This is a genomic window from Olleya sediminilitoris, from assembly GCF_016785945.1.
Classification (GTDB): domain Bacteria; phylum Bacteroidota; class Bacteroidia; order Flavobacteriales; family Flavobacteriaceae; genus Olleya; species Olleya sediminilitoris.
In genome coordinates this window covers 24,415-50,575 of the sequence record NZ_JAEMEF010000010.1, presented here as the reverse complement: position 1 = coordinate 50,575, position 26,161 = coordinate 24,415, and the positions used below count along the sequence as shown (strand labels likewise).

Sequence of the window (26,161 nt, the reverse complement as noted above, 5' to 3'; positions counted from 1 at the left end):
TCAACATTCGTGAACTAACGCTATTCGTATTATTTAAATAACTATACAAAAAAAGCTTGTCAGTCACGACAAGCTTTTTTTTTGTTATATTCTGAACATAATAAAAATATATCAACCAACAATTAACGTCTCTATAAAGTGACAATAAAGGAATAAATAAGACCTGAAAAATGAAAACATTTAGTCTATACACACATTACAAAAAAATATTAGCCGATACCATTACACCAGTAAGTATCTACCTTAAGATTCGGGATAAATTTCCTAACAGTATATTGCTTGAGAGTAGTGATTATCATGCTAACGATAACAGTTTTTCATACATCTGTTTTAATCCAATAGCTTCAATTAAGGTTGATGACACCTCAATTACTCAAAAATTCCCTGATGGAAGCGAAATGAAAAATAAAGTCCGTAATGTGACTGAAATGATTCATAAATTCACAAAAAGATTTAAAGTTAAATCTGAAAAAGAATTTAAATTTATTAATAACGGAATCTTTGGTTATACAGCTTATGATGCGGTTAAACATTTTGAAGATGTCGAAATCACAAAAAAACCTGATTCGTTAGACATACCTGATGTATATTATGCAGTATATCAGAATATTATTGCTATAAATCATTTTAAAAACGAAGCTTATATTTTTGCGCATTGTTTTGAAACAGAAAATAATATTGACGAAATATTACAACTTATAAAGTCTAAAAACTTTGCGTCTTATAATTTTAAAACAGACTCTGATATTACCTCTAATTTGACAGATGACGAATATAAGTCACATGTTGAATTAGCAAAAAAACACTGTGCAAGAGGAGATGTCTTTCAATTAGTATTATCTAAAAAATTCTCGCAAGGTTTTAAAGGTGACGAATTTAACGTGTATCGTGCTTTACGTAGTATTAATCCATCTCCTTACTTATTTTATTTTGACTACGGTAATTTTAAAATCTTTGGAAGTAGCCCAGAAGCACAATTAGTAGTTAATAAAGGCCAAGCCGAAATACATCCCATTGCAGGAACTTTTAGAAGGACTGGTAATGATGAAGAGGATCAAATTTTAGCTAAAAAACTTGCTGAAGATGTTAAAGAAAATGCAGAGCATGTTATGTTAGTTGACTTAGCGCGTAACGACTTAAGTAGACATGGTAGTCAAGTTAAAGTAGTTACATATCGTGAAGCTCAGTTTTTCTCTCATGTTATACATTTAGTTAGTAAAGTTACTGGTAAAGTGCATAAAAACACACCAACAATGCAAGTAGTTGCAGATACATTTCCTGCAGGAACGCTAAGTGGTGCACCAAAGCACAAAGCCATGCAACTTATTGAAAAATACGAAAAAACAAGTCGTACCTTTTATGGAGGAGCTATAGGATTTATGGATTTTGATGGTAATTATAATCATGCGATAATGATTAGGACATTTATGAGTAAAAACCACCAACTACATTGGCAAGCTGGTGCAGGATTAGTATCTAAATCTGTTCCAGAAAACGAGCTTCAAGAAGTGTACAATAAACTTGGAGCTTTAACCAATGCTATACAATTAGCCGAACAGATTTAGGTTTCCACAACATAAATTGACAAAAAAATAAATCGTAAAAAACCCTAAGTTTCCGTTAAACGGAAATTAAAAAAAAGAAAAATGAAAGTATTAGTAATAGACAACTACGATAGCTTTACATACAATTTAGTTCATTATCTTGAAGATTTAAATTGCGAAGTTACTGTCAAACGTAATGACAAACTAACTTTAGATGAAGTGGATGCTTTTCAAAAAATAGTATTATCACCTGGTCCTGGTATACCTGATGAAGCAGGTTTACTAAAACAAATAATAAAAACCTATGCTCCTACTAAAAGTATTTTAGGGGTTTGTTTAGGTCAACAAGCAATTGGTGAAGTATTTGGAGGTTCGCTTATAAACCTACAGCACGTTTATCATGGTATTGCAACAGACGTTAACATAACTGTAGATGATGAAGTGTTATTTAAAAACATGGACAAAACCATTGAGGTTGGTCGTTATCATTCTTGGGTTGTAGATGCCAATTTACCAGACCAATTAGAAGCAACTTCCTTTGACAGTAACGGTCAAGTCATGTCGTTAAGACATAAAGTTTATGATGTTAGAGGTGTACAATACCATCCTGAAAGTGTACTAACACCTAACGGAAAGCAAATTTTAAAAAACTGGATTAATAGTTAATATGAAACAAATACTAAATAGATTAATAAATCAAGAAAGCATCTCTACAGAAGAAGCTAAGTTATTATTAGTTAATATTTCTGAAGGTGCTTACAACCAAAGTCAAATTGCATCCTTTTTAACTGTTTACATGATGCGAAGCATTACCATTGAAGAACTTCAAGGGTTTAGAGACGCCTTATTAGAACTTTGTATATCAGTAAATTTATCAGAATTTAATGCTATTGATTTATGTGGTACAGGAGGTGATGGTAAAGACACATTTAACATTTCTACATTATCTTCATTTATTACTGCAGGAGCTGGTGTTAAAGTAGCTAAACATGGTAACTACGGAGTTTCATCTGCATCAGGATCTTCAAATGTTATGGAAGAGCTAGGAGTTAATTTTACTAATAACATAGACACGTTAAAACAAAGCATAGACCAAGCAGGTATTTGTGTAATGCATGCGCCTTTATTTCATCCAGCTATGAAAAACGTAGCTCCTATCCGAAGAGAACTTGGCGTCAAAACCTTTTTTAACATGCTAGGACCAATGGTAAATCCTGCATTTCCAAAAAATCAAATGGTAGGTGTTTTTAACTTAGAACTACAACGTATTTATGGGTATTTATACCAAAACACAGATCGTAACTATAGTATTGTACATGCGTTGGATGGTTATGATGAAATTTCATTAACCGGAAAAACAAAAATCATTACTAATAATTCAGAAACTATGTTAAGTCCTTCAGATCTTGGCATAGAACAAATAGAACAATCTGAAATTTTTGGAGGCTCAACGGTTAACGAAGCTGCTAAAATTTTCAAAAAAATAATCACAGGTAAAGGTACTGAAGCACAAAACAATGTAGTTTGCGCAAATGCTGGTTTAGCAATTGCAACAGTAAATAAAATTTCGCATCAAGAAGGATTTCAACTAGCAAAACAAAGCTTAGAAAGCGGAAAAGCAAAAGCAAGTTTACAAAAACTGATAGATTTAAGTAAATAATGGATATACTATCCCAAATAGTTAACGACAAACGTATTGAGGTTAACTTGCGTAAGCAACTAATACCAATCAAACAATTAGAACAATCAATATTGTTTGAACGAGAAACAGTTTCACTTGCAAAAAAATTAAAAAACAGTACCTCAGGTATCATTGCAGAACACAAAAGGCGTTCACCTTCAAAACAAGTCATAAATCACGATTTAAACGTTTTTGATGTCGCCAAAGGTTATCAAGATGCTGGCGTTTGTGGTATGTCTGTGCTTACCGATGGAAAATATTTTGGAGGAAGCCTAGACGATTTACTAACTGCAAGAGCTAGTAGTAATTTACCTTTATTAAGAAAGGAGTTTATCATAGATATCTACCAAATTATTGAAGCTAAAGCTTATGGAGCTGACGTTATTTTACTGATTGCAGCTATTTTAACTAAAGAAGAAATAAAGACATTTTCAGAACTAGCAAAAAGTCTAAATATGGATGTGCTTTTAGAAGTCCACAACCAAACGGAATTACATAAATCAATAATGCCAAGTCTTGATATGCTTGGTGTTAATAATCGTAATCTAAAAACCTTTGAGGTTAGTTTAGAGACCAGTAAGCAATTAAGCGATTTAATACCTAACGATTTTGTTAAAGTATCAGAAAGCGGAATTAGCAGCATTCAAGCCATAAAAACATTACAACCTTTTGGTTACAAAGGCTTTTTAATTGGCGAAAATTTTATGAAAACCAACAATGCTGGTGAAAGTGCCAAACAATTTATCCAAACATTAAACAACTAAGACTATGAAATTAAAAATATGCGGAATGAAAAATGAGAACAACATCTTGGATGTTGCAGATCTTAATCCAAATTATATGGGTTTCATTTTTTACGAAAAATCATCACGTTATTTTAATGGTATTATTCCAGAATTACCAGAAAGCATAAAAAAAATTGGAGTCTTTGTTAATGCGACTTTTGACTATATAAAAGGAAAGGTAGATAAACATGATTTACAAGGTGTACAACTTCATGGACAGGAATCACCAGAACTATGTCAACGTTTAAAAGATTTAGACATCACTGTAATAAAGGTGTTTTCTATTAAAAACCAATTTGATTTTTCGGTTTTAGAACCTTATGAAGAGGTTTGTGACCATTATTTATTTGACACCAAAGGAAAAGAACCAGGTGGTAATGGTTACACCTTTAATTGGAATGTATTAAAAAACTACCCATCTTCTAAACCCTATTTTTTAAGTGGCGGAATTGGTTTAAAAGAAATGGATGCTATACTGTTATTTTTAAAAAGACCAGAATCTTACTTATGTTTTGGATTTGATGTTAACAGTAAATTCGAAACTGCAGCAGGATTAAAAGACACTACAAAATTAAACGACTTTAAACAAAAATTGATAGCACACAATTATGAGTTTTAATATTAACGACAAAGGATATTACGGAGACTTTGGAGGTGCATACATCCCAGAAATGCTATATCCAAACGTAGAAGAGCTACGTCAAAATTATTTAAAAATAATGGCAGAGCCTTCTTTTAAAGAAGAATTTGACCAATTATTAAAAGATTACGTAGGACGTCCTTCTCCACTCTATTTTGCAAAACGCTTAAGCGAAAAATATAATACTAAAATCTATCTTAAACGCGAAGATTTAAACCATACAGGTGCACATAAAGTAAACAATACCATTGGTCAGATTTTAATGGCACAACGTTTAGGTAAAACACGTATTATTGCCGAAACTGGAGCAGGACAACATGGTGTAGCAACAGCAACTGTATGTGCTTTAATGGGAATGGAATGTATCGTGTATATGGGAGAAATTGACATAGCACGTCAAGCACCAAATGTTGCCAGAATGAAAATGCTAGGTGCAGAAGTCCGTCCAGCATTATCTGGAAGTCGCACCTTAAAAGATGCAACAAATGAAGCCATTAGAGATTGGATTAATAATCCTGTAGACACACATTACATTATTGGTAGTGTGGTTGGACCACATCCTTATCCAGATATGGTGGCACGTTTTCAAGCAGTCGTATCAGAAGAAATCAAATGGCAATTAAAAGATAAAGAAGGTCGTGAAAAACCAGACCATGTTATAGCCTGTGTTGGAGGTGGTAGTAATGCAGCAGGAGCTTTTTATCACTATTTAGACGATACAGATGTTAACCTTATAGCTGTTGAAGCAGCAGGAAAAGGGATTCATTCCGGAGAAAGTGCTGCAACTTCCGTCCTTGGTAAAGAAGGTATCATTCACGGAAGTAAAACCCTATTAATGCAAACTCACGATGGACAAATCACAGAACCATATTCCATTTCAGCAGGATTAGATTATCCAGGTGTTGGACCAATGCATGCACATTTATATAAAACTGGTCGTGCAGAGTTTATATCTATCACAGATGATCAAGCCATGACAGCAGGATTAGAATTAAGTCAATTAGAAGGTATAATTCCAGCAATAGAAAGCTCGCATGCATTTGCAGTATTTGATCACAAAAAGTTTAATCCAGACGACGTAGTTGTTATTAATTTATCAGGACGTGGTGATAAAGATTTACAAAATTATATAGATTATTTTAAACTGTAATATTTGGGCGTTACCACAAGGGGCAGGCTTTCAAGGCTCGCTCTCTGCGAGGAGCTCAGACAGACCTTTCAATCCTTAACGCGAAACAATTAGCAAAACTAATGTGAATCTGAAACAAGTTCAGATTGACGTAACTTAATAACACAGTAAATCACAAACACAACGTCATACTGAACTCGTTTCAGTATCTCACAAGAAAATAAAAACAACACAATAAACACTGCAATTGCAACACTAAAATAATGTAAATCTGAAACAAGTTCAGATTGACGTAACTTAATAACAAAGCAAATCACAAACACAACGTCATACTGAACTTGTTTCAGTATCTCACTAGAAGAGTCAAAAAATAACAAAACTAGTTCCTGTATCTCATAACAATGAAAACAAGCTACACTTACATAATCACCAATAAGTACAGAACAACATTTTATGTAGGCCTAACAACAGATTTAAACAAGAGAATTACTGAACATCAAAACGGAATTGGTTCGGTGTTTACAAAAAAATATAATTTAAAAGATTTGATTTACTACGAAATATTCACCGATATTAATCAAGCTATATTGAGAGAAAAACAAATTAAAAATTGGAAAAAGGAATGGAAACTAAATTTAATTAAAGAACAAAATCCAACCCTAAAAACACTAACAATGTAAATCTGAACCAAGTTCAGATTGACGTAACTTAATAACAAAGCAAATTACAAACAAAACGTCATACTGAACTCGTTTCAGCATCTCACAGGAAACAAAAAAATTCATTTAAAAATGAACAGAATAAATCAAAAACTAAAAGAAGACAAAAAGCTATTAAGCATATACTTCTCAGCTGGATATCCAACACTAAACGACACTGTTTCGATTATAGAAGACCTTGAAAAAAACGGAGTAGACATGATAGAAATTGGACTTCCGTTTAGCGATCCATTGGCAGATGGGCCAACAATACAAGCTAGCTCTACACAAGCTTTAAAAAACGGAATGACAACAGACACGTTATTCAATCAACTTAAAGACATCAGAAAAACGGTCTCTATTCCTTTAATAATAATGGGCTATTTCAACCCTATGTTACAATATGGTGTTGAAGCTTTTTGTAAAAAATGTCAAGCCATCGGTATTGATGGTTTAATCATTCCGGATTTACCTGTAGATGTTTATAATGAACAATACAAAACTATTTTTGAAAAATATGGTTTAATAAATGTCTTTTTAATCACTCCACAAACTAGCGTAGAGCGTATTAACTTTATTGATTCGATCTCTAACGGTTTTATTTATATGGTAAGTAGCGCAAGCGTTACGGGAAGTAGCTCTGGTTTTGGAACAGAACAGACCGACTACTTCAAACGTATTGCAGACATGAAACTAAAAAATCCACAAATAGTAGGTTTTGGTATCTCTGACAATAAAACATTTACTCAAGCTACAACATACGCTAAAGGAGCAATTATTGGTAGTGCATTTATAAAACACTTAACAAAACATGGCAATACCAATATTGACAATTTTACAGATTCTATTTTAAAATAAAATTCAAGTATGGCTGCAATTACGTTTAGAGAAGCAACTTTGGAAGATAAACCAAAATTATTACAATTTGAACAACAATTAATTGCCTATGAACGTCCATTTGATTCCGTTTTAAAAGAAAATTGTACTTACTATGACTTAGATTATTTAATACAGTCTAATGACACTAAATTAATTGTTGCGACAACAAACAACCATTTAATAGCCTGTGGATATGCAAAAGTTGTTAAAGCTAAACCGTATCATAACATTGACACATATACTTATATGGGTTTTATGTATGTAGATCCAAAATTTAGAGGTCAAGGTATAATTCAAGATATAATCGAGCAACTAAAACAATGGTCTATTAGTTTAAATATTTTTGAAACTAGACTTGAAGTTTATAGTGATAACGAGTCTGCAATAAAAGCGTATCAAAAAAAAGGGTTTAAAAACAGGATGATTGAAATGAAAATGATACTTAAGTAACCTTTTAAGAGAGTTTAACACTTAGGCTAAAGACTTTAACTAAGCCTTGTGAGACAATAGCTTAAGTAAACAGTATCTTTATTACGAACCAAAAAAAATAAATTATGGGAATGATAAAAGATAGAAAGAAATTTAAAACTACTGTTGAACAAACTAATCCAACAAATCCAACAGCGAACACAAAAATGGATACAAACGATTTTGATATTGATAAAGCAACTATCAAAAAACAACAAAATAAAACGATTAGCTAATTTAAAAATAGCTTTATATTTAATGCCTATTCAGTATATTTGAATAGGCATTTTTTTTATGAAACTACTTAACGATTTTAGACTAATAATACTATTGTGTTTAACTCTTGGATTAGCTCCTTTTTTTCCGGAACCACACATTTGGGGCAAAATTAAATGGATTGCTGGAGGAGCCAATGGTATGCAACTAAAAGATTGGTTTGACGTGGTCTTACATGGACTTCCTTGGGTGTTGTTAGTTAGATTAATAATTGTCACATTAACTAAAAAATAAATATGTTAAACATTGTTTTAATAGAACCAGAAATACCAAACAATACAGGAAACATAGGCAGACTAGCCTTAGCGTCTGGAAGCACATTACACTTAGTTAAACCTTTTGGTTTTGAATTAAGTGACAAACGTTTAAAACGCGCTGGATTAGATTACTGGAAACATTTAAATGTTGTAATGTATGAATCAAAAGAAGATTTTTTTGAAACTAATAAAAACGAAAAATTTGCTTTCTTCTCTAGTCACGGAACAAAATCTCATTGGGAAATTCCATTTGAAGACAATCAGTTTTTAGTTTTCGGAAAAGAATCTGTTGGATTAGATAAAAATATCATTAAAACACATTCTGATTCTCTTTATAAAATACCACTTTACAGCAAACATATTAGAAGTTTAAACCTAGCCAATGCTGTAAGCATAGTTATTTATGAAGGTTTGAGACAGTTACAATAATTTATTACTTTCTCAGAATTTTATACTAACTTCGTTTAACGTCAGATATAAGTCTATTAATGAGGGTTGTAGAAGTATTAAAACTACATCAAATCTGTGAAATATTACTTGATATTAAAAAAGATTCTAATGCAAATATGAAAAAAGACAAACCTTCTTCCTCAATTAGCAAGCATTCGAATTGGCTAAAAGAACATCTAAATATAATAGTATTAGTACCTACTTTGATAGGAGGAATTTGGCAAATATGGGAGCTATTAATAATTTCTCCTTCATATATTCGCTTTTTTTCCGTAACTCAAGTTATTGCAGACGGACTACTTTCTCTTTTTGTTTTAACGATGATTTATTTTGCGATTAGACTCGGGTTAATGAGGTTTGTAAGCGGTAAATTGGAAAAACCAGGTAATTTAAACACAAAACGGATTATTGGTAAGATTGTTTATTTATTTGTAATATCTGGTGTTATTTGGTACATAATTTACATTATTTTGATACCACAACAAAAATCAATAGTTGAGGAAAATTCACTTTTTATTCTATTATTAACCATTATTATCGCCATAGTTGTAATTGGATTATTAATCAATCTTATTTTTGGAATCATTAACATTCTCAGATTCATCCCTTTAATTAATAAACTCGTGAATAAATTGGAACAAAGCCTTACAAACGAGAAAAAAAGCGATTCAAATTCATCTAAAACCACAGAATTCAATGAATCTCCAAAAAAAATAATTATTGGAACGATAGTCTTTATATTAAGTTTTAAATTCTTACTAATACCTATATTAGGCATTATTGGTCAATTTAGAAATGAATTTATTCTCCCGAAAAACTTTAAAAACCTGGAATTTATCGAATGTAGGATTAATAGTATTTATAGTAAAAATACTGACTTTAAGATAAGATACTTGAATGACACTTACATTTTTGTTTCAGTATCACAAGATGAAAATCAAGAAATTGTTGTTTTAAAGTTTGAAGATTTACTGACAAATAATTGTAAGTAACACAGTAAAAAAATAATTATGCCTTATTGCTTAATCAAAAGACTGCTATATGTTTTAACGTCTGTTCTTCTTTGGAAAACTCTTTACACAAAGACGGATAAAACCACGAACAACTAAAAGCTACTCCTCCAAAAACTACTTACTATTTTCTTCAAGTAATTTAAATACATGTGTTCTACTTTAGTTCTAGCCCAAGGTGTACACGCAAAAATTTAATAGTAAAATTAGAGTCATTACAATCCAAGCTTATAAAATGTTTTTTCTATTCAGATCTATAAACGATAACAATAAAGGATAAAACCCAAGTAAACTCTTCTAAAGACATTTATTAATATTTCAATTTTGCAACTGACTTTTAATTAAAAAAAGAAACTCAAATAGACACTAATTCATAACATTAAATTAAACAAAAGTCTAAGTTAACAATGTAGATTTGACTATGTTTAAACTTAAAAAAAAAGATTCTTTAACCATTTAATATTCTAATTAAAACCCTAACAATTGTCACAAATCAATTATGAGAAAAACATCAATAACTTTAATTCTTACATTAATCACTATAATTTTTACAAATTGTAGTAGCGATGAATCACCCCAAGAACAAGCCCCTCAACAAACCCCTGAACAAAGTCAAGATGTAATAAACATTGAAGATGCTAGATTATTAGACTTCCCTTTACTAGGAATAACACCTGTTTCAATTAATATTACACAACCTACAATTGTAAATAATCAGGAAACAAATTATGGTGAGATTAATATTATAATTTCAAATACAATTTCTCTAAATGGAATTGCTTCTGCTATCACATCAAACGAGTTAAATTTAAGTAAATTCAATATTTTACCAGGACAAAACACCAATCTAAATTATGAAACACAAAGCCAAATTCATACTATAGTAAATGTTTTAGATGAAACAGAAGAACTATTACACTACACAGTAACGATTGAACACGAAGCAACATCAACACTTTCGACATTAACTGTAACAGATTTCAGATTTGAGGGTATTAAAAACTCACAACTAACAGATGATGTTATCATAGAACGAAGAGTAACTAATGTTGACAAAGAAGATATATATTTATTTGTTCCAGCTGGAACTGATTTTTCAGACCTAACACCAACAGTTACATTTGATGCTGAGGAAGTATTTTACACTCAAGATTCGTCTATTTCTATTATAAACGTTGATACACCATATCCGACTGGTGAAATTAGTTTTAATTTTTCCTACCCAAAAAGATTTATTATTGTAATGAGAGATGATGCAAACAATAGAATAAAATGGACTAATGTATTTGTTGACGTCAAAAACCCAGTAGAAATTGAAAATCCTGATCTTACTACTCCTGATATAATCACATCAAATTCATCAGAATATTTTACTGGTATTACAAGATGGAAAAATATAGGGAATCATAAAATCGAATATCAATCAGCAACTATGTATGAAAATAAAGTTCCTGATATCAACACAAATTTAATTACTGCAACAAGAGTCTTAATTGGAGGTGGTTTAGCACCTGGAGAAAGTGCTAATGTAAATGTACAAATAATTGGTAATTTACCTGTAGGTACATATAAAACAACAGCAGTCTTCTTCACTAGATTTACTGGGCACAATATTGTAGATGACTTAATTGAATCTTCAAATTTGAATATTATGTCAAATATCATAAACTAAAAAAAAAACAGACCTTTTATCTTAAAAGGTCTGTTTTTTTTTTATATTAAATAGTTAATTAAAAATCCAAAATTATATGTTAGCTAATTTGAAACACAAAATAATTTACCATTCAAAAAACTACTTAGTATTTTTCTTCAAGTAATTTAAATACATGTTTTCTACTTTAGTTCTAGCCCAAGGTGTACGACGCAAAAATTTAAGACTAGATTTTACAGACGGATTATCATTAAAACATTTTATATTAATAACGTGTCCCATATATTCCCAACCGTAATGTACTTGTAAGTCAGTTACAATTTGTTCTAACTTAACACCATGTAAAGGGTTGTTTTTTTGAGTTTCCATTTAACTGTTTTCTATTAAACGTTTAATCTTGACTGCTTTTTCAAAATGATCTAATTGGTGTGTTTGTATCCACCAAGTTGCAGCCTCCATTAACAACTCTGGGTTGTCGTTTTTATTTTTAAAAAACGCATAAAAGGAGACACCAACAGTATCTCCTTTTTGAGCTATTTTTTTATCACAAACTTCAATAATTTTATTTTTTAAATTTTGTGTCATCTTTTATTTAGCTATTAGATCGTCTATCGTTACTTCTATTTCTATTTCGGCTTCTGTTGCGACCACCAGAATTTGAAGTAGTATTAGATTTAGATTTATTTTTTTCGCCTTTAGGCTTATTATTTCTTGATTGATTACGTCTGTTTTGTCCTGGTTTAATAGGTGCAGTTGACGCATTTGGATCTGGTTCAAACCCTTCTAAAATCTCAACAGGTAATTTCATACCTATTAACTTTTGGATATCACGTAAAAAAGTAGTTTCGTCTGCACTAACTAAACTTATAGCTTCACCATTGGCTCCTGCACGACCTGTACGACCAATTCTATGAACGTAGTCTTCTGATATATTAGGAATTTCGTAATTAATAACATGAGGTAATAACGGAATATCCAAACCACGTGCAGCAATATCAGTTGCTACTAAAACACTAATGCTTCCACTTTTAAAACCAGCCAAAGCTTTAGTACGTGCACCTTGACTTTTATTTCCATGGATTGCTGCTGCTTTAATACCATCACTAATCATTTTTTTGACTAGTTTATTGGCTCCATGTTTTGTACGTGTAAAAACTAAAACTTGCTTCCAATTACCATCTGTTATTAGCTTGATAATTAGATCTGTTTTTTTAGCTTTTGCTACACGGTAAATTTTTTGCTTAATTGCATCAACTGTTGAGTTTTCTGGAGTGGCTTCAACTTGAACAGGACGATTTAAAATACCTTGTGCTAATTTTTTAATGTCTTTAGAGAATGTTGCCGAAAACATTAAGTTTTGACGTTTGTCTGGCATTAGCTTCATGACACGTTCAATATCACGTAAAAATCCCATATCTAACATACGGTCTGCTTCATCTAAAACAAAAATCTCGACACGTTTTAACGATAGTAAACCTTGACTTTCTAAATCAATTAAACGACCAGGTGTTGCTACTAAAACATCCACACCTTGGCGTATTGTTGCTGCTTGCGGTTTTTGATTAACACCTCCAAAAATCACAGCACTACGCAAGTTTAAAAACTCGCTATACTCTTTTACATTAGCATAGACTTGTGCTGCTAACTCACGTGTTGGCGTTAATATTAACGCACGAATTGGTCTAAACTTTTGTTTAGGGTTTTCTGATAATATATGTAATAATGGTAATGTAAAACCTGCTGTTTTACCAGTTCCGGTTTGTGCAGACGCTAAAACATCATGACCTTCTAAAACTGGAGGTATTGCTTTTGCTTGAATTGGACTTGGTGTAGTGTATCCTTTTTTACTAATTGCTTTTAGTAAGGCTTCAGATAGGCCTAAAGATTGAAATGACATAAATACTGTTTATTGAGATAAACACTATGTATTAGGTTACCTCTTTTATTTAATGCAAAGGTAGCGCTAATTAATGGTATTATTATTTTAATTGACTATTGTTTAATTATTAACCGAATGATATTCGATATAACACTCTTTTTTTGTACATTTATTTAAAAGTTTTAAATATGAGTTTTCTTGCCAAACTATTTATAGATAATCAAGTTAGGAATATACTTAACGTAAACCAAGTATATAGTAAGCTAGCAGATATTAATGGACGTCCTGTATCCAGAAGTATTGGTCATAAACTTGAATTTGCTATTGAATCTACATCAGATGACACTTTTTTTTATGAAAGCATGTTTTCTCCTACAAGTAAATGTCAAGGCGAAATTGTCTTTTACAAACGTGATGGTGTAAGCACCATGTTTAAAATGGAATTTGCAAACGCACAAATATTAGACTTACAAGAGTCCTTTAATGCTGTAAACAACCTACCATTGCACATGAATATTTCTATTGGCTGGGGAATAATGAAAATGAGAGGTGTTATACACGAAGAACCTTGGAATCCTGATAATCCTTTTGTAGAAATTGAAACAACAACTAGACAAGAGGAAGAAAAAGAAGTAACACGTTATTTTGTTACTGATGTTGAAGGTAATGAACTTGATGAATACAAAACAGGAGAAAAAATCATTTTAAATATTGAAACAAAAAACCGAATTGGAGACAGTATTACCATTCATTTAAATGATAAATCTCACGATTTTAAATATGGTGGACAAATACTTGATAATGATAAATTAAGTAATTACGTTATCAATAATGATTTAGAACAAATAGAATTAGACGTTATCAACATACAATAAAATGGCAGTAAATACTTTTAAATTAGAATTTGAAGATGGCGTAACTAAAACTTTAGACGTTGTAGTTGTTAGCCCTACAGATATTATCATGTTTGTAGCAGGAACACAAGATCCAGTTAATATTTCGGCTTTAAACCATCAAGCAAACCATAATTATTGGAAAGCTAGTAAAGACAATCTTTGGGGAAAAGTTTTAGAACTAAAACCACAATTTCATGACTTAAATATTGAAGCCAATTTTTTTAGTTGGAGTGGAGATAATAGTCAAGATGAAAGAAATAAAGCTGCCGAAAGGTTGCTAGATTTAATGACAAGAGAGTATCCTAAATTTAAAAACAAAGAAACACATTTGCATTTAATTGGACATTCTCATGGAGGAAATGTTATCAATCAATTTACCGAATTAATAACGACCGACAGTCGTTTTCCTAAACTATGGGAAGTAAAAAGCATAACCTATTTATCAACTCCGTTTTTTAAAGAAAAACACCAGCTTAACCATGCCAAATTACATGAAGATTGCCAAATTATTAATGTTCATAACGATTACGACATCACACAAAGGTTTGTAGCAGATTTCTCTTTAAATAATTTAGAAAAATTAATACATGGCTTTAATGCTTACGAGTTTTATAAATCCAAACAAAGAATAGACTTAATTATGTCTTCTGGTGTTTTTGCTCCTTTAACTTCAATATCTATTGTTAGCGATTCTAAACATGGTGTATTAATATGGCAAAGAGTATCATTGTTACTAGATAGCGTAAATGATATTTTAGATCTAATCATTACAATGATTAATAATCCTGAATTAAAAAATTTAAGTACAGAAAAAGCTGAAATAACCAAACTTCTAACAGACTTAAAATCTTGGATTCCAACAGCAAAAACAAGACTAAACAATAGAGTTACTCAATACCAACAAAAAATAGAAAACATTAATAGTAGTAGTGAAGAGGAAGGTTTTTGGGGACAACTTAAAGATAACTTAGGAAAAGCTGCTGACAGCATAAGTAATAGTTTTAGTGACACGTTTGAGACTACAGATTTGATAACTGATTTAAACATGGAAAGGCCTTTAAAGGTGATCAATAAAATACTTTTTATTGACAAAGGTCTTGAAGATGCTTATTTATTAGGGTTATTAGAAAGAATATTTACAGAACAAGCAGGAGTTACAGACACTATTGATAATACGTCTTGGGATCCAAAAGACCAAATTAACGGAAAGTTTGATGTCATTGACGTACCTATAACTGAAGAGGATGTATATCACTCAAGAGGATTAAAATCTAAGTTTGAAAAATTTGTATCAAGTGCCGAAAAAAGTATTGAAGACGGAAACCTTAAAGAGTTTTTAATCATATTAGTCAGTCAAATAATATCTAGCGAATCTATTGAAGATAAAGGTACTGCACTATGGTGGGCAGATTTATTATTTAAAGATGAAGCTGACGACGAATTTAAAAAATTGAGAAGAGATTATCTTCCTAACTATACCAAATTAATAAAAAAATATGAAGCACATTTAATAGCTCCACAAGATAAGCCTAAAGAAGAAAAATCTAAAAAAGATAAAAATAAGACTCCAGATGCATTTACTGAAGCTGCTAAACTAAAATTTAACTCTGATCTAATTGCTATAAACAACATCTCTAAACAACAATGGGAAACCATAGTCAAAGAAGAGAAAGAAAAAAACAGAGAAGATGAAGAAAAAAACCCACCATTACCACCAGTAATAGGAAGTTTAGCTCACTTTGCAACAGTCTCTCATGGTTTAAGTCATACAAGATTATGGGACAAAGTAGAAGAAGGATTAAAAAGTAGTTTTAGTTCTGGTAAAAATCCAGGCTATAAAGGATAAGCATGAAAAAAGCACTCAAGTACCTATTGTTTATTCTTTTATCAGTAGCATTTTCTATTTTTATATTCTATTTGTATGTCGAAGATAATACTGTAGAGGTTTTTGGATTATATTACATTGCGCCTCCTACTGGTTTATTAACTGGAATTATTTTTTTGCTGATCAATCATTTCTTCCTTAAAAAACAGACTAATAAAACAACTTATTACCTAACAAGAGCGTTACTATATGTGTTACTTTATGTAATAATTTGCTCTATCTTATTATTTGGAGGAGATATTATTTATGAGCTTTCCAATTAATTTAAATGTAATAAGACTTAAAACAATAACTTTATGAAACAGTTTTTTACCATAATAGCATTATTAATTGTTTCATTAGTTAATGCACAATCTACAAGAAAAATCATCAAGGATTTTGATGGAGATAAATGGATTGACACAGTATTTATAGATTCTGAAGCCAAAAAATTATTTAGTGTACTGTCATCAAATAACTACCAAAGGGTATCAAGCTTTAAAATTAGAAGCTTAAATTTTGGAAACACACTAGTAGACACTAAAGATGGTTTTGAGTTTTGGAATGATTATGATCGTTCTGGTTGGATAAACACATTTACCTACAATCCTAAAGAAAAGAAAATGCAACTAATAAAAATAAGTCGCACTGACTACGATTTAAGTAGTACAACTTATGGCGAAGCTGTGCGTGATGGTAGCGGAAAATCAAGTATTAATCTACTTACCAACACATACATTGGTGATTTTTATTATTTCAAAAATGATAAACTAAACAAACTGCCTACTATAAAAGCTACTATGGTTTTTACGGACACATACCTTTACTGTTTTAGTGATCAAATTAATTTTGATTTTGAAAAACAATGTGTTGAACTGTATGAAAAAGCTAAAAAAGAACAGTAATTATCATTCAGTAAAATTACTGTATCAAGTCTTTTACCTCATCAAAATTTAAACCTCCATAATTACCACTACTCATTAATAATAATGATTTATTATTAAAATTTTGAGAGAATAAATAGTCTTTAAAATCGTCTGGATTAGTATATATAATTAAATCGTCACGCTTAAAGGCGTCTGCTATTTGTGTTTCTGTGACGTGGTCTAATTTTTTAATTTCTACAGCATGAGGACTGTAAAATACAACTGCAACATCTGCAGCATCTAAAGCGCCTTTATATTCGTTTAAAAACTCTGCATTTAAACTACTATAAGTATGTAGCTCTAGACAAGCAACCAAAGTTCTGTTATTATACTGTTCTTTAACAGCGTTAGTTGTTGCTTTTACTTTACTTGGCGAGTGTGCAAAATCTTTGTATGCAACACTAGTATTACTTTCTGCTATTTTCTCTAAACGTTTACTGGCTCCTTTAAAAGTTGAAATCGCTTCATAAAAATCATCTTCGTCAATTCCCATATGTTGACAAATCCATTTTGCTCCTGCTAAATTATTTAAATTATGCTGTCCAAAAATTTCAATTGGCATTGGTCCTTCAGGAGTTTCCAGCAAAGTTTCGCCATTTTCAACAGTATACTCAGGTGTGTGATAAGCAATTTTACGTATAGGATTTTCTGAAGCTTCAACAACACGTTTTACTTCAGCGTCTTCTTCGTTATAATTAATACTTCCTCCTTTTACAATGCTATCTACAAAAATACTGAATTGCTCAACATAATTATCGTACGTAGGAAACACATTAATGTGGTCCCAAGCAATTCCGCTTAACAATGCAATGTTAGGTTTATATAAATGAAACTTTGGACGTCTATCAATTGGGCTACTTAAATACTCATCACCTTCTAAAACAATAAAATCGTTATCCTCTGTTAACTTTACCATCACATCAAACCCTTCTAGTTGTGCACCAACCATATAATCTACATCACGATCATGGTAATGCATCACGTGTAAAATCATTGAAGTGATAGTGGTTTTACCATGACTACCACCAATTACAACTCTTGTTTTATGTTTAGATTGCTCATACAAAAACTCAGGATAACTGTATATTTTTAAACCTAAATCTTGTGCTTTTAAAAGCTCAGGATTATCAGCTTTAGCATGCATACCAAGTACAATCGCATCTAAATTAGCAGTTACTTTTTCTGGGAACCATCCAAAGGCTTCAGGCAATAATCCTTTAGCGTCTAATCTAGATTTAGAAGGTTCAAAAATAGTATCATCACTTCCTGTAACTTGGTAACCTTTATTGTGTAATGCTAGTGCTAAATTGTGCATCGCACTTCCACCAATAGCTATAAAATGTACATTCATTATCCTTGTTTTGTAGAGTATTCAAAGATAATAATTACTTGAACAAGTAAAACCTTTTTTGTGATATACTATAAATCTTCTTTAAAATCCTGAAATACTTCTATTTTAGGTAATTCGGCAATAGCCAAATTAATGTATTTTAAAGCATTTGTAGTATCGCTTTTATGTTTATAAATCTGTGCCAATCTGTAATTAGCCCAAGCTTTAGGAACACCATCTTTTGCAGAGTGGTTTTGTAAATACACCACTAAACATTGTTTACCTTTATCTAATTGCACATTGTAATCTGCACACACTTTTCCTATTTGATAATGTAAACTATTACGTTGATGTTTAATTTGTGAAGCTTCAATATTGGTTATTGCTTTTTCTGGTTGTTTTTCTTTTTCATATAAAGCAGTTAATTTTTCATAACAGGTTAAAGAGCCTCCAACTTTAATAGCTTTTAAATAATATTTTTCGGCTAATTCTGGCTCATCATCATATTCATAAATATAACCTTTTGCTAAATAACCATCTACTTTTGACAAAGCCTCTAATTGGTTAGCGTATTTTAAAGATTTACTTTTGCTTCCTCCTATTATTCCTGGTAATTGCATATACAATTCCACTAAAGCCCAACGCGTTTCAATATGATTTGAATCTAATTCGGCTGCTTTTAAAAAAGACGATTTAACATCTCCTATAATACCCAAAGCAGAAACTTTGCTAACAGATAAAGCTTTCATCCCTAAGGCACCTCCATATTTATAATGGTAATTAGCAGTTTTTGGCTTGGCTTTGATTAACTTTTTATATTCTGCAGCAGCTTCGTCCCATTTTTTTTGATGTCCATATGCATCGCCTAGCAACTCAATTGCTTTTAAATTATCAGAATTAGACTTTACAAAAGCGTTTAAAACCTTTTCAGCTTTACTAAATTGTTTTTTATTGATGTAGCCTTCTCCTAAATCTACTGTACTTTGAGCAAAAATAGCAATAGGTAATAATAAGGCAAATAATAGTGATTTCATATTGAATATTAAAGGTTTACAAAAATAGTATTCTATTGGTATTGTTTTTGATTTAATTGAAAAAATATTAACTAACTTTAAATCCGTAACACGTTACTCATTCAAACGTACACTTTACGCAATTGTACTTTAACAACATCAAATACTAAAGTATATTGCTTAAAAATTAACAAAATGAAGCATATATCCACACTTTTAATGATTTTACTTTTTGCTACGTCACATGCTCAAAACAACAACTATTCCAATTTATGGCATCAGGTAGAAACGCATGAAATTAATGGTTTACCAAAAAGTGCTATTAAAATAGTTGATAATATATATAATAAGGCTGTTGCCGAAAACAATACAGACCAACGCATTAAAGTACTGCTTTTTAAAAGCAAATTTGCTTTATTACTTGAAGAAGATGCGCAACTTAGTGTTGTTAATAATTTTAAAACCGAAATAAATAACAGTCAAGCACCAACAAAAAATGTACTTCAAAACATGTTGGCTACATTATACTGGCAGTATTTTAACCAAAATAGATATAAATTTTACAGGCGTACAAAAACTGAAGAAAAAGCAGACCAAATTGATTTTAGAACATGGGATTTAAACACTTTATTTTTTGAAATAAAAACGTTGTATGACCAATCTTTACAAAACGGATTAATATTACAACAAACACCAACATCCAAATTTGATGCTATTATTACAAAAGGAAAAGATAGTCAAGTATACAGACCAACCCTTTTTGATTTTTTAAGTCATAATGCGTTAACCTTTTATGGCACTTCAGAGACTCAAATCACTCAGCCTGCTTATAAATTTTCAATTGATAATCCAGAATTATTGGGCAATGCTAATGCTTTCACCAAATTTAAAATAACCTCTAAAGACACTACATCTTTACAAATACAAGGTCTAAAAGTCTACCAAAACTTGATTAAATTTCATTTAAAAGACAAGACTCCTCTTGCCTTAACCGAAGTTAATATAAGCCGACTAGATTACGTTTACAATAATGCTGTTTTAGACAATAAAGACGACCTATACCTACAAGCCCTTAAAACCGAAGCCAACCAATACAAAACACACCAAGTCTCTGCTTTATACAATTTTAAAATAGCTTCATTATTTGCTCAGCAAGGTTTTGCTTATAATAAAGACAGTAATCCTGAAGTTAGATTTAAAATTAAAGAGGCTATTAATTTATGTCAACAAGTAATAAACGACTTTCCTGATAGTAAAGGAGCCCAATTATGCAAAACACTAAAAACGCAATTACTTTATCCTTCTTTAAATATTACAGCAGAACAATTTGTACCAAACAACACACATTCTAGATTTTTAGTAAATTATAAAAACGTTGAGAATATAACGTTTGATGCTTATAAATTAACAAGAAAACAACGAGATGAATTTTCGGATATATATAAAGAAGATGAAAAGAAAGCCTTTATAAAAAAGCTTAAAATTGAAACCACTTGGAATTCTAATTTAAAAAACGAAAACGATTACCAACAACACACTACCGAAGTTTTAGTACCAAAATTAAATAACGGTCTTTATCTAATTGTTGGACAATCTACAGACTTAGAAAATAACTTTTTTGCAACTACATTAACACAAGCTACCAACATAGCTATTGTAAATTATGAGGATCAAAATCAAGAATTTTACCAAGTAATCAATCGCAATAACGGGAAGCCTTTAGCTAATGCAAAAGTTAGTATTGATTATAAATATCGTGATGAATTTTTAAAAACAATCCAAACCACAACTAACTCTAAAGGAATTATCTTTATTAATAAAACTACTGAATATAATAGAAATCAAATAGCTCTTACAGTAGACACAAAATCAGATACTGGATGTTTTGGCGATTATTATCTAAACAGATATTACAAAAAAGACAAAAACAACGACACTAATTATCGTGCTTTTATTTTTACAGATCGCAGTATTTATAGACCTTCACAAACCGTTTATTTTAAAGCGATAGCTTTAAAAAACAAAAACGATAAAACTGAGGTAATGACTAACAAAAAAGTGGACGTTACTTTATATAATACTAATGGCGAAAAAGTAAGCACATTAAATTTAACAACCAATGATTTTGGGTCTGTTTCTGGCGAGTTTATTTTACCTAACGATGGTTTAACTGGTAATTTTAGTATTCAAGTTAGTAATAATAACGTGTATGGAAACACATCTATTGCTGTAGAAGAATATAAACGTCCAAAATTTGAGACTAACTTTAAACCCATTACCGAAACTATAAAAGTCAACGATAGTGTTACTGTAACTGGTGAAGCTATTGCATTTGCAGGCTCAAAAATTACTAATTCAAAAGTAATATATCGTGTGGTTAGGAATGTACAATATCCTACTTGGCACAGATGGTCTAGACCTAATTATACAACTAGTGAGTCACAAGAAATCACTCATGGTGAAACTACTACAGACGCAAATGGGAATTATAATATTGTATTTAAAGCCATACCTGACTTAAAATCTGACAAAGCAAATTTACCAATTTTCAGCTATCAAGTTTTTGCAGATGTTACAGATATTAATGGTGAAACTAGAAGTACAGAAACGACAGTTAGAGTTGGTTACCATGCACTAACAGCAAACATTATTGTTAATTCAAGTATTGATAAATCAAAAAAAGACAATCAAATTACCATTACAACACAAAACTTAAATGGTCAGTTTGTTGCAGCAAAAGGAACCTTGAAAATTTATAAATTAGAGGCTCCTAACAACGTACTAAGAGACAGACCTTGGACTGCACCAGATTATCCTGGATTTACAAAACAGACTTTTAAAGATTATTTTCCACATGATGCATTTAGCAATGAAGATCAACCAGAAAATTGGAAAAAAGGAAATCTAGTTTTTGAGACTGACTTTAACACAGAAAAATCAACAACTATTGATTTAAAAAACACTAAAAAATGGTTATCTGGAGCTTATATTATAGAGCTTGAAACTAAAGACAAGTTTGGACAAGTTGTTAAAAATAAAGCTAAAACTACATTATTTTCAGACAAAGATAAAGCACTAGCAGATCAACAATTAATTACTGTAACTACTGATAAAAACAGTTATAAAGTTGGTGACAATGTCACGTTAACTTTAGCTACTGCAGCTAAAAACATAACGGTTACTGTAAGCATTGAACGTGATTATCAAATAAAAGAAAACCATATTATAAACCTAAATCAAAACAAAAAAAGCATTACAATACCTGTTAACAAAAACGATTTAGGTGGATTTGGCATCCATTATAGTTTAGCTGCTTTTAATAGTTACAAAGCAAGAAGCATGACTATTAATGTACCTTATCCAAAAACCGATTTAGAAATAGAAACTTTGACCTTTAGAGACAAATTACAACCAGGAGCAGACGAGACTTGGAGTTTTAAAATTAAAGGTGCAAAAGGCGAAAAAGTAGCATCTGAGTTTTTAGCAAGTATGTACGATGCCTCTTTAGACGAGTTTAAATCTCACTATTGGAATTATTCCAACTTTACACCAAGTAGTTATTACACGTCTTATAATCGTAATAATGGTAATAGTTTTGGCAACACCTATTTTAGAGTTGACAGACAATATAATTACCCACAATTTAATAATACTAAAAACTTTGATCAGTATAATTGGTTTGGGTTTACCATGAATAATAATAGCTGGGCTTACAGACAATATATAAATAGATTAAGAATAAACAGAATTAAAACCTCTTTTGATAATACAGTAAAAAAGGGATTTGTTACTGGAACTATTACTGATGAAAATGGATTACCTCTTCCAGGTGCAAATGTAATAGTTAAAGGAACCTCTATTGGAACTACTACAGATTTTGATGGTGATTATATTATTAAAGCTATAACAGGAGATATATTAGTTTTTAATTATGTTGGCTATCAAACTATTGAAAAAACAGTTGGAGCAGATAATGTTATTAATATTAGTATGAATACCGATGACAATACTTTAGATGAAGTCATTGTTGCTGCTTATGGTTCTAATAAAAGAATGAAGTCTTCCAGAAAAATGGCTGCTCCTGCTGCAGAAATGGATATACTTGAAGAACGAGCTTCTGGAATACAAGTTGAAGATTCAGAAATGAGTTCAGGTTACCTAAATGGTAATGAAATTAATATTAGAGGAGCTGAATCAATAAATGATTTATCCAACCCTTTAGTTATTGTTGATGGTGTAATTTATAATGGAGATTTAGCCTCATTAAACACTAAAGACATATTAGAAATATCAGTCTTAAAAGGTGATGAAGCTACTGCATTATATGGTAGTAAAGGTGCTAACGGAGTTGTCATAATTACTACAAAAAACGAAGACAAAGAAGACTTTTCTAACGTTAAAGCTAGAACCAACTTACAGGAAACTGCTTTTTTCTTTCCGCAATTAGCAACCGATAAAGATGGAAATGTCTCTTTTAATTTTACAACTCCAGAAGCTTTAACCAAATGGAATCTTAATTTATTTGCTCATGACAAACAAGGTAATTATGCTAAAAGCACATTACAAACAGTGACGCAAAAGGATTTAATGGTAATACCAAATGTGCCACGTTTTTTACGTCAGGGTGATCAAATACAAATTAGCACAAAAATTTCTAATCTTAGTAAAAAGGATGTGTTAGGTACTGCTGTGCTTCAATTGTTTGATGCTTTGACTGGCAAATCTATAGATGCTGACTTATCAAACTCTGTAAATCAGCAATCGTTTTCCGCAAAAGCGAAAGGAAATACACAAGTCACGTGGACATTAAACATTCCTGATAACATTAGTGCAATTCAATATAAAATATTAGCTAAAGCAGGTAATTTTAGTGATGGCGAACAAAATGCACTTCCTGTTTTAACCAACAGAATGCTAGTCACAGAAACGCTTCCTATGTGGATTAAAAGTAACGAGAGTAAAACTTTTACATTGGACAAGTTAAAGACCTCAACTTCTTCAACTTTAAAACACCACAAATTAACCTTAGAAATGACCAGTAATCCTGCTTGGTATGCTGTACAAGCTTTACCATACTTAATGGAATATCCATACGAATGTAATGAGCAAACCTTTAGCCGATTTTATGCTAATGCATTAGCTAGTCACATTGTTAATAGCAACCCAAGAATTAAAGCGGTATTTAACCAATGGAAAAACACGGATGCTTTACTTAGTAATTTAGAAAAAAATCAAGAGTTAAAGTCCATTTTAATTCAAGAAACACCTTGGCTACGTGATGCACAAAGTGAAACGGAACAGAAAAAACGAATGGCTTTATTATTTGATTTAAATAAAATGACCAATGAGTTAAATCGTGCTAGAAAAAAACTACAAAACAACCAAATGGATAATGGTGGCTGGTCTTGGTTTGGAAACTATCATGCTAATCGCTTCATTACACAACACATTATAACTGGTTTTGGTCACCTTAAAAAACTTAATGTGGTTAGTGATAAAGAGGAAGATATTACTGATATGGTAAAAAAAGCATTAGACTTTTTAGATAATAAATTTGAAAAAGAATATAATGATTTAACAAAATTCACCAATGATGTAGATTATACCAAAGACCATTTAAGCTATACGCAATTACATTATTTATATATGCGAAGTTTTTTTCCTGAGTATAAATTATCAAAAAAGCATCAAGATATACACAAGTATTATTTATCACAAATTAGAAACTATTGGTTAAAACGTCCTTTATATGCTAAGGGAATGATGGCGTTGATTATGAATAGACATGAAGATCAAGAGACAGCAAAATCAATTTTAAAATCTTTAAAAGAAAATAGTATTACCTCTGAAGAATTAGGAATGTATTGGAAAGAAAACACCAATTCTTACTACTGGTACCAAGCCTCTATCGAGACACAAGCCTTAATGATTGAAGCTTTTACCGAAGCTGGTCCAACACTACAAAGTGAAGTAAAAAACCTTGAAGACATCAATAATCTTAAAATATGGTTACTTAAAAACAAACAAACCAATAAGTGGAAAACAACAAAAGCAACTACTGAAGCAGTCTATGCATTACTACTTCAAGGAAATGATTGGTTAAGCGTCACAGAAATGGTTGATGTAGTTTTAGGTGGCGAAAAAATAACACCAGAAACCTTAGAAAACGTTAAGATTGAAGCTGGAACTGGTTATTACAAAACCTCTTGGTCAGGAAAAGACATTACTCCTAAAATGGCTGAAGTTAAGCTGACTAAAAAAGGTAACGGTATTGCTTGGGGAAGTTTATACTGGCAATATTTTGAAGACTTAGATAAAATAACTTCTGCTGAAACACCATTAAAAATCAAGAAACAATTGTATTTAAAAACCAATACAAATACAGGTGAAATTATTACTGCCATAACAAATAATACTAAACTAAAAGTTGGGGATTTAGTAAGAGTTAGAATCGAACTACGAAGTGATCGTGCAATGGAATTTGTACACATGAAAGATATGCGAGCTGCAGGTTTAGAACCTATCAATGTGCTTAGTAAATACAAGTACCAAGATGGATTGGGCTATTATGAAGCCACTAAAGATGCGTCAACCAACTTCTTTTTTGATTATTTACCAAAAGGAATTTATGTGTTTGAATATGATTTACGCGTCAACAATGCAGGAAATATGAGTAATGGAATAACAACCATACAGAGTATGTATGCTCCAGAATTTAGTAGTCACAGTGAAGGTGTGCGTATTGAGGTGAACAAAATAGATTAAGTATAGAAAAAAAATTATTA

At 31.0% G+C, this 26,161-nt stretch carries 24 protein-coding genes; 19 read left to right on the top strand and 5 right to left on the bottom strand.

The annotated features are described in order from the left end of the window. Nucleotides 1-170 precede the first annotated feature (170 nt). The 14 genes from JAO71_RS11480 to JAO71_RS11415 all read left to right on the top strand — a co-directional run bounded on the left by JAO71_RS11480 (nucleotide 171) and on the right by JAO71_RS11415 (nucleotide 11,489). Nucleotides 171-1,565 (top strand): anthranilate synthase component I family protein, encoded by a 1,395-nt coding sequence (locus JAO71_RS11480; RefSeq protein ID WP_028606765.1) that lies wholly within the window; start codon nucleotides 171-173, stop codon nucleotides 1,563-1,565. A gap of 81 nt (nucleotides 1,566-1,646) precedes the next feature. Next, nucleotides 1,647-2,210, top strand: coding sequence for an anthranilate synthase component II (locus tag JAO71_RS11475; protein WP_203000921.1), 564 nt, complete (start codon nucleotides 1,647-1,649; stop codon nucleotides 2,208-2,210). A 1-nt stretch (nucleotide 2,211) separates the two neighbouring features. Then, a complete protein-coding gene (gene trpD / locus JAO71_RS11470; protein WP_028606764.1) occupies nucleotides 2,212-3,204 on the top strand; it encodes an anthranilate phosphoribosyltransferase in 993 nt (330 codons plus the stop codon). After that, nucleotides 3,204-3,989, top strand: a complete 786-nt coding sequence (gene trpC, locus JAO71_RS11465; protein WP_116824234.1) for an indole-3-glycerol phosphate synthase TrpC — start codon at nucleotides 3,204-3,206, stop codon at nucleotides 3,987-3,989. The genes trpD and trpC overlap by 1 nt, the downstream gene beginning before the upstream one ends. A 4-nt stretch (nucleotides 3,990-3,993) precedes the next feature. Further along, nucleotides 3,994-4,629: a phosphoribosylanthranilate isomerase gene (locus JAO71_RS11460; RefSeq protein WP_028291469.1), complete on the top strand. Its 636-nt coding sequence runs from the start codon at nucleotides 3,994-3,996 to the stop codon at nucleotides 4,627-4,629. Next, the gene (trpB, locus tag JAO71_RS11455; protein WP_116824233.1) at nucleotides 4,619-5,800 is read left to right on the top strand and encodes a tryptophan synthase subunit beta; all 1,182 of its coding nucleotides are present in this window, start codon (nucleotides 4,619-4,621) and stop codon (nucleotides 5,798-5,800) included. The genes JAO71_RS11460 and trpB overlap by 11 nt, the downstream gene beginning before the upstream one ends. 380 nt (nucleotides 5,801-6,180) lie before the next feature. Beyond that, the gene (locus tag JAO71_RS11450; RefSeq protein ID WP_203000919.1) at nucleotides 6,181-6,459 is read left to right on the top strand and encodes a GIY-YIG nuclease family protein; all 279 of its coding nucleotides are present in this window, start codon (nucleotides 6,181-6,183) and stop codon (nucleotides 6,457-6,459) included. A 111-nt stretch (nucleotides 6,460-6,570) separates the two neighbouring features. Further along, nucleotides 6,571-7,335, top strand: coding sequence for a tryptophan synthase subunit alpha (gene trpA, locus JAO71_RS11445; RefSeq protein WP_203000917.1), 765 nt, complete (start codon nucleotides 6,571-6,573; stop codon nucleotides 7,333-7,335). Between the two features lie 9 nt (nucleotides 7,336-7,344). Beyond that, nucleotides 7,345-7,806: a GNAT family N-acetyltransferase gene (locus JAO71_RS11440; protein ID WP_203000915.1), complete on the top strand. Its 462-nt coding sequence runs from the start codon at nucleotides 7,345-7,347 to the stop codon at nucleotides 7,804-7,806. A 104-nt stretch (nucleotides 7,807-7,910) separates the two neighbouring features. Beyond that, the gene (locus JAO71_RS11435) at nucleotides 7,911-8,060 is read left to right on the top strand and encodes a hypothetical protein (protein WP_198017325.1); all 150 of its coding nucleotides are present in this window, start codon (nucleotides 7,911-7,913) and stop codon (nucleotides 8,058-8,060) included. Nucleotides 8,061-8,118: 58 nt separating this feature from the next. Then, nucleotides 8,119-8,334 carry a hypothetical protein gene (locus JAO71_RS11430; RefSeq protein WP_116824230.1) on the top strand — a complete coding sequence of 72 codons (216 nt, stop codon included), beginning with the start codon at nucleotides 8,119-8,121 and terminating at the stop codon, nucleotides 8,332-8,334. Between the two features lie 2 nt (nucleotides 8,335-8,336). Beyond that, nucleotides 8,337-8,786 carry a tRNA (cytidine(34)-2'-O)-methyltransferase gene (locus tag JAO71_RS11425; RefSeq protein WP_116824229.1) on the top strand — a complete coding sequence of 150 codons (450 nt, stop codon included), beginning with the start codon at nucleotides 8,337-8,339 and terminating at the stop codon, nucleotides 8,784-8,786. 59 nt (nucleotides 8,787-8,845) lie between these two features. Continuing rightward, entirely contained in the window at nucleotides 8,846-9,799 is a 954-nt protein-coding gene (locus JAO71_RS11420) for a hypothetical protein (protein WP_203000913.1), read from the top strand. Between the two features lie 517 nt (nucleotides 9,800-10,316). Next, a complete protein-coding gene (locus tag JAO71_RS11415) occupies nucleotides 10,317-11,489 on the top strand; it encodes a hypothetical protein (RefSeq protein ID WP_203000911.1) in 1,173 nt (390 codons plus the stop codon). 120 nt (nucleotides 11,490-11,609) lie between these two features. Here JAO71_RS11415 and JAO71_RS11410 read toward each other — a convergent pair whose 3' ends face one another. The 3 genes from JAO71_RS11410 to JAO71_RS11400 are packed head-to-tail and all read right to left on the bottom strand — an operon-like array spanning nucleotide 11,610 to nucleotide 13,365. Beyond that, nucleotides 11,610-11,837, bottom strand: coding sequence for a VF530 family protein (locus JAO71_RS11410; RefSeq protein ID WP_203000909.1), 228 nt, complete (start codon nucleotides 11,835-11,837; stop codon nucleotides 11,610-11,612). Continuing rightward, the gene (locus JAO71_RS11405) at nucleotides 11,838-12,053 is read right to left on the bottom strand and encodes a DUF6500 family protein (RefSeq protein WP_028606760.1); all 216 of its coding nucleotides are present in this window, start codon (nucleotides 12,051-12,053) and stop codon (nucleotides 11,838-11,840) included. 7 nt (nucleotides 12,054-12,060) lie between these two features. Then, a complete protein-coding gene (locus JAO71_RS11400) occupies nucleotides 12,061-13,365 on the bottom strand; it encodes a DEAD/DEAH box helicase (protein ID WP_203000907.1) in 1,305 nt (434 codons plus the stop codon). A 170-nt stretch (nucleotides 13,366-13,535) separates the two neighbouring features. Here JAO71_RS11400 and tssD point away from each other — a divergent pair, with 170 nt between their 5' ends. Genes tssD through JAO71_RS11380 form a run of 4 tightly spaced genes read left to right on the top strand, consistent with a single transcriptional unit; the run spans nucleotide 13,536 to nucleotide 17,012 of the window. After that, nucleotides 13,536-14,222 (top strand): type VI secretion system tube protein TssD, encoded by a 687-nt coding sequence (gene tssD, locus JAO71_RS11395; RefSeq protein ID WP_051419308.1) that lies wholly within the window; start codon nucleotides 13,536-13,538, stop codon nucleotides 14,220-14,222. 1 nt (nucleotide 14,223) lies between these two features. Next, entirely contained in the window at nucleotides 14,224-16,089 is a 1,866-nt protein-coding gene (locus tag JAO71_RS11390) for a hypothetical protein (RefSeq protein WP_203000905.1), read from the top strand. A 2-nt stretch (nucleotides 16,090-16,091) separates the two neighbouring features. Continuing rightward, nucleotides 16,092-16,391 (top strand): hypothetical protein, encoded by a 300-nt coding sequence (locus JAO71_RS11385; protein WP_116824224.1) that lies wholly within the window; start codon nucleotides 16,092-16,094, stop codon nucleotides 16,389-16,391. A gap of 33 nt (nucleotides 16,392-16,424) precedes the next feature. Further along, nucleotides 16,425-17,012, top strand: coding sequence for a hypothetical protein (locus JAO71_RS11380; protein ID WP_116824223.1), 588 nt, complete (start codon nucleotides 16,425-16,427; stop codon nucleotides 17,010-17,012). 16 nt (nucleotides 17,013-17,028) lie between these two features. Here JAO71_RS11380 and JAO71_RS11375 read toward each other — a convergent pair whose 3' ends face one another. Further along, on the bottom strand, nucleotides 17,029-18,384 hold the full coding sequence (locus tag JAO71_RS11375) for a UDP-N-acetylmuramate--L-alanine ligase (protein ID WP_028606756.1): 1,356 nt from the start codon (nucleotides 18,382-18,384) through the stop codon (nucleotides 17,029-17,031). 68 nt (nucleotides 18,385-18,452) lie between these two features. Next, complete coding sequence (locus JAO71_RS11370; RefSeq protein WP_028291489.1) at nucleotides 18,453-19,397, bottom strand: tetratricopeptide repeat protein; 945 nt, start codon at nucleotides 19,395-19,397, stop codon at nucleotides 18,453-18,455. 174 nt (nucleotides 19,398-19,571) lie between these two features. Between JAO71_RS11370 and JAO71_RS11365 the strand changes: the two genes are divergently transcribed. Then, complete coding sequence (locus tag JAO71_RS11365) at nucleotides 19,572-26,141, top strand: alpha-2-macroglobulin family protein (RefSeq protein WP_203000903.1); 6,570 nt, start codon at nucleotides 19,572-19,574, stop codon at nucleotides 26,139-26,141. The last annotated feature ends 20 nt before the right edge of the window (nucleotides 26,142-26,161 follow it).